The organism is uncultured Gordonia sp. (assembly GCF_937858515.1).
Lineage (GTDB): Bacteria > Actinomycetota > Actinomycetes > Mycobacteriales > Mycobacteriaceae > Gordonia.
Window position 1 is genome coordinate 1 of sequence record NZ_CALLZT010000147.1, and the last position, 8,830, is coordinate 8,830.

An 8,830-nucleotide genomic window follows, 5' to 3' on the forward strand; every position below is an offset into this window, starting at 1 on the left:
ACCTTCTTGATCCCTGAGGCCGAAGCGACGAAGGAGCGAGGGTCACGAAGGGTCCGGTGAGGTCCGCACATGTGGTCACCACATCCGAACCAACATCAACTACAACCAGCGGTGGTGCCGGAACACCGCGAACAGCCCCACGCAGATCACCGCGAGAAATGCGAGCAGGGAGTAGAACGCCCAGACGTGGCTGGTCGCGGGCATGTGTTCGAAGTTCATCCCGAAGATTCCGGCGATCATCGTCGGCACCGCGCCGATCGCCACCCAGGCCGAGATCTTGCGCATGTCGGTGTTCTGCTGGATGCCGACTTTCGCTGTGGCGGCATCGAGCAGCGATGACAGCACCTGGTCGTGTTCGACGATCTGCTCGATGACCATCGCGAGGTGGTCGGCGACGTCGCCGAGGTAGCGCCGGATCTCGGTGGGGACACCGCGCCGGTCGGGTGAGGTAAGCGCGATCAGCGGACCGGTAAGCGGTGCCACCGCCCGGCGCAGTTCGAGGACCTCCCGTTTGAGCATGTACACCGGTTCGATCCGCACCCGGCGCCGATTGAGGGCGAACACCTCGTCCTCGATTGCTTCGACATCTGCGTCCATCTTCTCGGCGACCGCCAGGTAGGAGTCGACGACACGGTCGGCGATGGCGTGCAGTGCGGCCATCGGGCCGAGCGCGAGGAGTTCGGGGCGTTCTTCGAGCCGGTGGCGGACCCCGGACAGGTGGGTGTGGTCGCCGTGGCGCACGGTGATGACGAAGTCGGGTCCGGTGAAGATCATGATCTCCCCGGTCTCCACCACTTCGCTGGCCTGGTCGATCGATTCGTGTTCGACGTATTTCACGGTGCGCAGGATCAGGAACTGGATGTCGTCGTACACCTCGAGTTTGGGTCGCTGGTGGGCGTGGATGGCGTCCTCGATGGCCAGTTCGTGCAGGCCGAACAGCTCTCCGACGTCCTGCATCTGTTTGGCATCAGGTGCGTGCAGCCCGAGCCAGACGAATCCGTTGCGGTCTTTGCGGACCTTCTCGAGTGCTTTGGTGTAGGAGATGTTGCCGGGTGTGCGGGCGCCGTCGACGTAGACCGCGCAGTCGACGACGGCCCGCGCCACGGGTACGGGAACGGTCGGCAGCGGCGGTCGTGACGGTCGTCGCGTCGTCGGTCGTGAGCGGGTCAACCCGGCGCGTAGGTGCGGCATCGAGGGCACCTATCAGATGGTAGTGCGCAACCGCCCCCGGCGTTCCGGAGTCGACGACGCTCGCACGATACCGTGGGACCGGTGAGCAGCAGAGCGTGGACGTTGATGTGCGTGATCGCCGTTCTGGGGTCGACGGCGACGGCCTGCGACGCCCCGGGGCAGGCGCCGCACCATCAGCTGGTGGTGGGGGCCGCCGATACCCCGATGATGCGGGTGGTGGCCGGGATCTATGCGGGGGCATTGCGCCGGGGTGGTGCCGACGTGTCGGAGCGGGTGCTGATCGGCGACGACCGGCGGCTCCTGGAGGCGATGTCGGCGGCCGATGTCGACCTGTTCGGTGCGTTCACCGGCACGCTACTGACCGGGCTGGCGCCGCAGGCGGTGGCGCTGACCGCGGACGAGGTGTTCACAGAGTTGAATCATTCACTGCCACAAGGGGTATCAGTGGGAGATCCGACGCTGGTCACCACCGACGATCAGGCAGGACGGGCGCAGGTTCTGGTACCGGTGTACCGCTCGGCGGTGCTGTCCCGGCGCGAGATGAAGAGCGTCAACAAGGTGGCCGGTGAGTTGACGACCGCCGATCTGGAGACGCTGACCGACCGGGCCCGAAACGGCAGTGAGCCACGCGACCTTGCGGCCTCGTGGCTCACCGAGCACGGCATGTGAGCCGGGCGTGCCTACTTCGCCTTGCTGAGCGCGAATGCGGTGACGCGCGCGCCCACGCCCTGATACTTGGAGGCCACCAGGCGCACCGACAGGTCGAGAATCTTGGCGTCTGCGCCGATGAGCACCCGCGCCTTGCCCTTGCGCACCCCGTCGAGAATGACGTCGGCCGCCTTGGCCGCGGAAGTGTGTGCCAGGTACTTGTCGAAGAACTCGGCGGTCGCCTTCTGGTCGTGTTCACCGGAAGTGGTGGCATTGCGGGCGATGGCGGTCTTGATTCCGCCGGGATGCACGCAGGTCACCTTCACCGGATGTTTGGCGACGATCATCTCCTGATTGAGTGCCTCCGTGAAGCCGCGCACCGCGAACTTGGCGGCGTTGTAGGCGGCCTGACCGGGTTCGGCCAGCAGACCGAACAGTGACGACACGTTGATGACATGTCCGTCGCCGGAGGCGATCAGGTACGGCAGAAATGCCTTGGTGCCGTTGACGACTCCCCAGAAGTCGATGTCGATGACGCGTTCGATGTCCTTGAAGTCGGTGTGCTCCACCTCGCCGTGGTGGGCGATTCCGGCATTGTTGAATATCGCGTTGACGCCGCCGAAATGCGTGGCAACTGTCTCGGCGTAGTCCAGAACAGCTTGGCGCTCAGTGACATTCAGTGTCTGCGTATGAACCTGCGCACCCGCCTCGCGGACCAGCCGTTCGGTGGTGGCCAGCCCGGCGGCATCGACGTCGGAGATCGCTACCTTGGCACCCTTCTGGGCTAATTTGACAGCCAGTTCGCGGCCGATACCCGACCCCGCCCCGGTGACCACGACGACTTTGTCCCGAAAATCTTTCATCTTGCGCTCCTGTCGTTGTGCGGTGTCAGGCCGAGACGGTGGCGTCGGCGCGCTCGACGTCGTACGCGGCGATGTCGAATTCCTTGGTGATTCGGCGGAAGTTGAACGTGAATCCCGGCCACAGCGTGGTGATGTTGCCGTTCTGGTCCTGGTAGTAGGAGGCGCAGCCGCCGGTGAGCCACACGCTGTTGCGCAGCCCGTGCTGGACGCTGTTGTTGAACTCGTCCTGGGCGTCGGCCTTCACCTCGGTGCGGGTGATGCCCTGGTCGCGGACCTGCTTGAAGTAGCTGACCAGGTAGTTGAGCTGCGATTCGATCATGTACACGATCGAGGTGTGGCCCAGGCCCGTTGACGGGCCGACCATCAGCAGCATGTTGGGGAAGCCGTGGACGAAGGTGCCCTTGTAGGCCTGCATGCCCGTGTGTTCCCAGGCCTGGGCGAGGCTGCGGCCCTGCGTGCCGATGATCGTCTCGAACATCGGGGAGTCGGTGACGTGGAAGCCGGTGGCCACCACGATCACGTCGACCTCACGCTCGGTGCCGTCCTTGGTCACCACGCCGCTGCCGGTGATCTTGCTGATGCCGTCGGTGACCAGGTCGACATTCGGCCGGGCGATCGCCGGGTACCAATTGTTGGACCGCAGGATGCGTTTGCAGCCGACCGCGAACTTCGGGGTGACCTTCTCGCGCAGCTCGGGATCCTTGATGGACTTGGCGATGTTGCCGCGGCACACCAGCTCGACAGGCTTGAGTGCCTTGGGGGAGTAGGTGAGTCCGAACGCGGTGACCTCGTTGAGTCCGTACACGGTGGCTCGCATCAGTTTCTGCACGCCGGGCACGTTCTTGAACGCCCAGTTCTCGGCGCGGTGGTAAGTGCGCTCGGTGCGCGGCACGATCCACGGGGCGGTGCGCTGGTACACGTCGAGGCGTCCGGCGATCTTGGCGATCTCGGGGACGAGCTGGATCGCCGAGGCGCCGGTGCCGATGACCGCGACGCGTTTGCCGGTGAAGTCGTAGTCGTTGTCCCAGCGGGCCGAGTGGATGATCTTGCCGCCGAAGCTGTCGATGCCGTCGATGTCGGGCAGGTTCGGTTCGCACAGCGGGCCGGCCGCGGCGACGACGGTCCGGGCACTGTAGTGCTCGGTCGTGCCGTTGCGGGTCACCTCGAGGTGCCAGCGGTTCTCGTCCTCGTTCCACTCCGCGCGGGTGACGTCCGAGCCCCATCGGGTCTTGGCCTCGATGTTGTATTTGACGGCGACGTCGTTGATGTACCTGTGGATTTCGGGCTGATGGCCGTAGGAGCGGGTCCAGTCGGGGTTGAGCTCGAACGAGTACGAGTAGAGCTGCGAGGGTACGTCGCAGGCGGCACCGGGGTAGGTGTTGTCGCGCCAGGTGCCACCGAAGTTCTGGCCGCGGTCGAGGACGACGAAGTCGTCGACGCCGTTCTGCTTGAGTTTGATGGCTGCGCCGAGTCCGGAGAAGCCTGCGCCGATGATGGCGACCTGAACATCGTTCGTTGTCATGCGACCTACCATAAAGCGCTATTGAACGTCAGTCAATACACTATTGAGTATCGGTCAGTAACCGGCTATGGTGGTGTGGTCGCCAGTTCGGAGTTGAGCGCCTTTCGCCGGGGAAGGTGAAGGGTACAAGGCCCTCCGGGCTGGCGACCGTAATGTGGGAAATGCGACGGGTGTGGTGATACGCCGGGTGCGGCGATATGGAGGAGCGGTTCGTGACGAGCACAACGGATCGGCCCACGGCATCGCCCCGAAAGCCCCGCCGCACCCGGATGAGCCCGGAGGCCCGCCGCGAGCAGCTCATCGAACTCGGGTTGACGATGGTCCGTGAGTGTCCTATCGAGGACGTGTCCATCGACGCGATCGCCGACGCCGCCGGTGTCTCCCGGGCGCTGCTGTTCCACTACTTCGAGTCCAAACAGGATTTCCACGTCGCACTGGCCCAGGCGCAGGCCGATCGGATGCTCGCCTGCACCGCACCCGACGCCTCCCTCGGTGATCCGATCGAGGTCTTGAAGAAGTCGATGGGTGCGTTCATCGACTACGTCAGCGAGAACCGCATCGCCTATATGGCGCTGATCCGCGGTGCCGCCAGCTCCGACCCGGCGATGCGTGCGGTGTTCGACTCCACCCGCGCCGCCATGGCCGAACGCATCTATACCCACGCACCCGCCCTCGGCGTCGAGGTCACCCCGATCGTCCGGCTCGCCGTCCACGGCTGGATCGCCTTCGTCGAGGAGACCACCATCAACTGGTTCACCACCCACGACATCACCCGCGACGACCTCGTCACCCTGGTCACCACGGCCCTGCCCGCCATAGCCACCGGCGCCGCCCTCACCGACACCTGACCGCGTTTCCCGCGTCGCAAACTCCGTCGCGCGATCCGGATATCGCGACAATCAATTCGCGGCACGAAGTCCACTACGCGGGAACTACTGACCGCATTCAGGCGGACAGGAATACCTCGTCGTTGTGCCATTCGAGGAACTCTTTCGCCGGCCGGTCAGCGCGTTTTGCGGGTACGTCGATGGTGGTGCCCTCGCGCTGGTAGAACCAGTCGCCGTTGCCGAACTGTTCACGCAGTGCCGGGCTGACCCGCAGGCGATGCCGGAGGTCGACACCGAGATAGCCGCGGTCGAACAACGTATGGACGTCGGATCGAAGGAGCAGTCCGTTGTCGATTCGATGGATGCCACCGGCGGCCACGGGCAGGATGTGCGCAGCCTCGAGCACGGGCCGGACCTTGTCGCCGGTGATGGCGCAACGATGATTGTATGTTTCGGCGATCACCGCCTTGAATGCCTGCTGGCCGATACGAGGAACCGTCAACGTCGGTGATCCGTGCGTGGTCTCGGATAGGGCGCCTGCTTTGCTGTACTCCGATCCGGCGAGCAATTCATACCGCAGCAATGCCTCGACAACCGAGTGTCCCGCGCCGATGTCGGCCAGGTCGTACTTACGGCCGCGAACGAGGTTGGGGGCGAAATCATCTGGTGCGGGCAGGGTTTCGGATTCCGCAAAGAAGGTCACATCTTGGAGGAAGACGCAGCCGATCAGCGGATCCTCGAATCTGGTGATCGGTCTGCGAGCATAGTGTTCGATGCTCCCACGCAGCATTTCGAGTGAGGCGACACCGTTGGCGGTGCCCAAGAGACGCCATGCCTCGCTGATTGTCTCGCGCGCGAACCCCGAGAACAGGCCGACGCCCACAATCCGGTTGCTGATCTCCGGGTGGGACCGCTCGACGTGGGTCTTGAACACGAAGGGCTGCCCTGGACTCAGTGCCTGGAACCCCTGCTTCGGGCTCGGAAACCAGAAGTTGACCTCGTCGTGGTGAGGACCGGTCGCCAGGAGTCGGCGGTACCAGTCGCGGTCGGTCACGCCCACGTATGCCCGCATCGGTCGAGGGTCGTCAGTGGCCGGTGGTGAAGCGCCGGCGCACGTGGTTGCGCTGCTCGATCTCATCGACAAAGGCGACGGCGAGGCGGGTGTTGTGCGCGATCGATCTGCTCATGGGTTCCATAACTACCCGGTCCGCCGAGGATATTCCGCCGTTCGCCGTCTCCGATCGGCGACAACCCTCCTCGGCCCGGCGAGGGCAGTAGCGTCGTGGTCATGGCTGCCGACGCACCTATCACGATCTTCGGGCCCGACTTCCCGTTCGCCTACGACGACTGGCTGCGCCATCCGGCCGGCCTCGGCACCGTACCCGGCGAGGCGCTCGGTGCGGAAGTGGCGGTGATCGGCGCGGGTATGGCGGGGATGGTCGCCGCGTACGAGTTGATGAAGCTCGGTCTCAAACCGGTTGTGTACGAGGCCGAACGCATTGGTGGTCGACTGCGTTCGGAACCGTTCGTCCCCGGCGAGCCGGAGATCGCTGAACTCGGCGGGATGCGTTTTCCGATCTCGTCGCGGGCCTTCTTCCACTACGTCGACATGTTCGGCCTGACCGCGCGGCCGTTTCCCAATCCGCTCACCCCGGCGTCGGGGTCCACGGTCATCGATATCGGTGGCCAGACCCTTTATGCGCGGACTCTCAACGACCTGCCGGAGATCTATCGCGAGATCGCGAATGCCTGGGATGCCGCGCTCGAACGGATCGCCGGATTCGGTGACCTGCAGGATGCGATTCGCCGCCGGGACACCGACGCGCTCAAAGAGCGATGGAACACACTGGTCCGGGAGTGGGACGACCGGAGCTTCTACGATTTCCTCGCCACCTCCGACGAGTTCGGTTCACTTTCTTATCGCCATCGGGAATTATTCGGGCAGGTCGGGTTCGGAACCGGTGGTTGGGATTCGGATTTCGCCAATTCGATGCTGGAAATCCTCCGGGTGGTGGTGACGGCCTGCGACAGCGATCAGTTTCTCATCGAAGGCGGCTCCGAGCAGGTGCCCCGCCGGTTGTGGTCGCACGCACCCGGGAACATCGCGCACTGGCCGGCCGGAACGAGTCTGTCGTCGCTGCACCGCGGTGCGCCGAAGGCCGGCGTCGCGAGGATCCGGCGCCTGGGTGCCGATCGGATCGAGGTGACCGACCGGTGGGGTGATGCGAACGTGTACCCGGCCGTGGTGGCGACGTGCCAGGCGTGGCTGCTGTCGACCGAGATCGATTGCGATGAAACGCTGTTCAGTCAGGATATGTGGATGGCACTGGACCGCACCCGCTACATGCAGTCGTCGAAGACCTTCGTCATGGTCGACCGGCCGTTCTGGAAGGACATCGACCCGGCTACCGGCCGGGATGTGATGAGTATGACGCTGACCGACAGGCTCACCCGCGGCACGTACTTCTTCGACAACGGACCCGACCGGCCCGCGGTCATCTGCCTCACCTACACGTGGATGTCGGACGCACTGAAAGTACTGCCTCACCCGGTCGAGCGGCGCGTCGAATTGGCATTGTCGGCCCTGCGGAAGATCTATCCGGATGTGGATATAGAAAAGCATATCGTGGGCAGGCCGTTGACGGTGTCCTGGGAGGACGAACCACATTTTCTGGGTGCATTCAAGGGTGCGTTGCCCGGTCACTACCGTTACAACACCAGGATGTACGGGCATTTTCACAACCAGGCCGCACTTCCGGATGCCGAGCGCGGAATCTTCATCGCCGGTGACGACGTTTCGTTCATGCCGGCCTGGGTGGAGGGGGCCGTTCAAACCGGATTGAATGCGGTGTGGGGTGTTCTTTCGCATTTCGGTGGGCACACCTCGGCCGAGAATCCGGGGCCGGGTGATCTGTACGCTCGGTTGGGACCCATCGATATCGGAGACTGATCGCATTGCCGGAGACACTGAGATTGGCGTTGTGGCAGTGTGCGCCGCTGCCTCGGGCGCAGTCACAGGCCGATGATCACGCAGTCGCGGACAACCTCGCGCGGCTGGAGGCCACACTGGCACAGGTGTCGGGCACCGTCGACCTGCTGGTCACACCTGAAATGTTCGTCTCCGGCTACAACGTGGGCGCCGAGGCGGCCCGGTTCCGCGCAGATCCGGTGCTGCGCGACATGACGATCCCACCGGTCGATGGTTCCATCGCCGATGCCCTCTCGCATATGTGTGCCCGGCACCGGGTGGCCGTCGTCTACGGCTGCGGCGAGATCGGCGACGACGGATCGGTCTACAACACCGCCAGGATCGTCGACGCAGCCGGTGTGCATTTGTGCAGTCATCACAAGTCGCACCTGTACGGCGGCCTCGATCGGGACATGTTCACGGCCGGCACCGAACCAGCCCCGGTCATCGAGTTCTGTGGCTGGCGTGTCGGCCTGCTCATCTGTTACGAGGTCGAATTCCCGGAGATGACCCGGTCGCTGGCGGCCCGCGGCGCCGACCTGATCTGCGTGCCCACCGCCAACATGGTCGAATACAACGACGTGCAGCGGGTTCTATTGCCCTCCAGGGCTCTGGAGAACCAGGTCTTCCTCGCCTACGCCAACTACATCGGCACCGAAGGAGACCTGACGTACGGCGGGCTCAGCGTCATACCCGGCCCCCCCGGTGCGCCCGTCCCCGCGAACCCCCGCGTGGCCGGCCTCGTCACCGCCACACCCGTCCGCGCCGAGGCGAGGTCGTTGTGGCTCGCGCGCGAACTCGTCAAAGCCCC

The 8,830-nt window shown here is 64.6% G+C and carries 8 protein-coding genes; 4 read left to right on the forward strand and 4 right to left on the reverse strand.

All coding sequences use genetic code 11. The features are described 5' to 3' along the window. Window positions 1-99: 99 nt before the first annotated feature. Complete coding sequence (locus tag Q0627_RS14285) at window positions 100-1,191, reverse strand: magnesium and cobalt transport protein CorA (protein ID WP_298810881.1); 1,092 nt, start codon at window positions 1,189-1,191, stop codon at window positions 100-102. Window positions 1,192-1,272: 81 nt separating this feature from the next. Between Q0627_RS14285 and Q0627_RS14290 the strand changes: the two genes are divergently transcribed. Further along, complete coding sequence (locus Q0627_RS14290) at window positions 1,273-1,860, forward strand: hypothetical protein (RefSeq protein ID WP_298810867.1); 588 nt, start codon at window positions 1,273-1,275, stop codon at window positions 1,858-1,860. Window positions 1,861-1,871: 11 nt separating this feature from the next. Here Q0627_RS14290 and Q0627_RS14295 read toward each other — a convergent pair whose 3' ends face one another. Both Q0627_RS14295 and Q0627_RS14300 read right to left on the reverse strand, forming a co-directional pair. After that, window positions 1,872-2,702 carry an SDR family oxidoreductase gene (locus tag Q0627_RS14295; RefSeq protein ID WP_298810870.1) on the reverse strand — a complete coding sequence of 277 codons (831 nt, stop codon included), beginning with the start codon at window positions 2,700-2,702 and terminating at the stop codon, window positions 1,872-1,874. Between the two features lie 25 nt (window positions 2,703-2,727). Next, complete coding sequence (locus tag Q0627_RS14300; protein WP_291015838.1) at window positions 2,728-4,224, reverse strand: NAD(P)/FAD-dependent oxidoreductase; 1,497 nt, start codon at window positions 4,222-4,224, stop codon at window positions 2,728-2,730. 269 nt (window positions 4,225-4,493) lie between these two features. Here Q0627_RS14300 and Q0627_RS14305 point away from each other — a divergent pair, with 269 nt between their 5' ends. Continuing rightward, on the forward strand, window positions 4,494-5,072 hold the full coding sequence (locus Q0627_RS14305; RefSeq protein ID WP_291015842.1) for a TetR/AcrR family transcriptional regulator: 579 nt from the start codon (window positions 4,494-4,496) through the stop codon (window positions 5,070-5,072). A 97-nt stretch (window positions 5,073-5,169) separates the two neighbouring features. On the opposite strand, the gene Q0627_RS14310 is transcribed toward Q0627_RS14305, so the two are convergent. Then, on the reverse strand, window positions 5,170-6,123 hold the full coding sequence (locus Q0627_RS14310) for an HNH endonuclease (RefSeq protein WP_291016081.1): 954 nt from the start codon (window positions 6,121-6,123) through the stop codon (window positions 5,170-5,172). A gap of 216 nt (window positions 6,124-6,339) precedes the next feature. Here Q0627_RS14310 and Q0627_RS14315 point away from each other — a divergent pair, with 216 nt between their 5' ends. Both Q0627_RS14315 and Q0627_RS14320 read left to right on the forward strand, forming a co-directional pair. Beyond that, window positions 6,340-8,001, forward strand: coding sequence for an NAD(P)/FAD-dependent oxidoreductase (locus tag Q0627_RS14315; protein ID WP_298810875.1), 1,662 nt, complete (start codon window positions 6,340-6,342; stop codon window positions 7,999-8,001). Window positions 8,002-8,006: 5 nt separating this feature from the next. Next, window positions 8,007-8,830, forward strand: an 824-nt coding sequence (locus Q0627_RS14320; RefSeq protein WP_298810878.1) for a nitrilase-related carbon-nitrogen hydrolase, incomplete at its 3' end; no start/stop codon positions are given.

Excerpts from the sequence above, each read along its gene's own strand:
- Q0627_RS14315 (WP_298810875.1), top strand. The coding sequence starts at position 6,340 with ATGGCTGCCGACGCACCTATCACGATCTTCGGGCCCGACTTCCCGTTC.
- Q0627_RS14300 (WP_291015838.1), bottom strand. The coding sequence starts at position 4,224 with ATGACAACGAACGATGTTCAGGTCGCCATCATCGGCGCAGGCTTCTCC.
- Q0627_RS14295 (WP_298810870.1), bottom strand. The coding sequence starts at position 2,702 with ATGAAAGATTTTCGGGACAAAGTCGTCGTGGTCACCGGGGCGGGGTCG.
- Q0627_RS14305 (WP_291015842.1), top strand. The coding sequence starts at position 4,494 with ATGAGCCCGGAGGCCCGCCGCGAGCAGCTCATCGAACTCGGGTTGACG.
- Q0627_RS14285 (WP_298810881.1), bottom strand. The coding sequence starts at position 1,191 with ATGCCGCACCTACGCGCCGGGTTGACCCGCTCACGACCGACGACGCGA.
- Q0627_RS14310 (WP_291016081.1), bottom strand. The coding sequence starts at position 6,123 with ATGCGGGCATACGTGGGCGTGACCGACCGCGACTGGTACCGCCGACTC.